Consider the following 840-nt stretch of genomic DNA (forward strand, 5'->3'; position numbering starts at 1 on the left):
GGGGGCGGGCGGGTGCGCGAACCGGGGTGAATGACACAGCAGGAGGCATTGTGAGCAGCGATCGGGACGAGATCCGTGTCGGGGGGACCCTGCCCGGGACCGATCGGCTCGATGCTGATGCCGATGACGAAGCCGCCTCCGAGCAGGAGGCGGAGTCGACCGGCCAGTTCACCATCGACTACACGCCTCCCGCCTGGTACACGCAGGACGCGGTCAACGCCGACCCGGGCGATGCCACCTCGGGTGACGCCGACGCGGACGACGGGGACTTTCCGCTGCGCCCCAGCACCCCGCCGCTGCCGCCCACCTGGGACGCCGGCCCGGCGGCCGACGCGGACCCGCGGGCTGACACCCCGGACGCGCCCGGCGGTTCGCCGGACGGCCCCGGCGGCCCGCCGAGCGGCAGCGTGCCCCCGATGCCGACCGCGCCCCCAGCGGGCCACGCCCCTGGGGAGAACCCCGGGTCTCCCGGTGACTCCGCGAACGGCGCCACGATGCGCTTCTCCGCCGCCGCGATGCGGCGCGAGTTGAGCGAGCGGGCCGCGGCCGAGGCGGCAGCGGAGGAGCTGGAGCGGGAAGAGAAGCCGGGCGAGGAGGGAGACGGGACGGCACCGTCCGCGCCCGGCGATGTCCGCGCTCGGGAGGCCGGTGCGGGCGATACGAGTGACGCAGGTGATACGGGCGGGGCTGACGGCGTCGCTCCGAGCCCGGCGTCGGCTGCCGAGCCCGGGCCCGAACCTTGGCCGGATTCGGCGTCCGCGTCGGGCGCCGCAGCTGTGGACGACGCCGACTCCGGTGCCCGTGCGGTGGCCACGGAGGGCGGCACCGCCGCCGGGGCAG

Annotated in this window: 1 protein-coding gene; it reads left to right on the forward strand. The window is 76.5% G+C overall.

Features of this window, described 5'->3' with window-relative positions; all coding sequences use genetic code 11:
* Positions 1-50: 50 nt before the first annotated feature.
* Positions 51-840, forward strand: a 790-nt coding sequence (locus G5C65_RS37900) for an SCO5717 family growth-regulating ATPase (protein ID WP_338146861.1), incomplete at its 3' end; no start/stop codon positions are given.

The sequence above is a fragment of the Streptomyces boncukensis genome, from assembly GCF_011045075.1.
GTDB lineage: Bacteria > Actinomycetota > Actinomycetes > Streptomycetales > Streptomycetaceae > Streptomyces > Streptomyces boncukensis.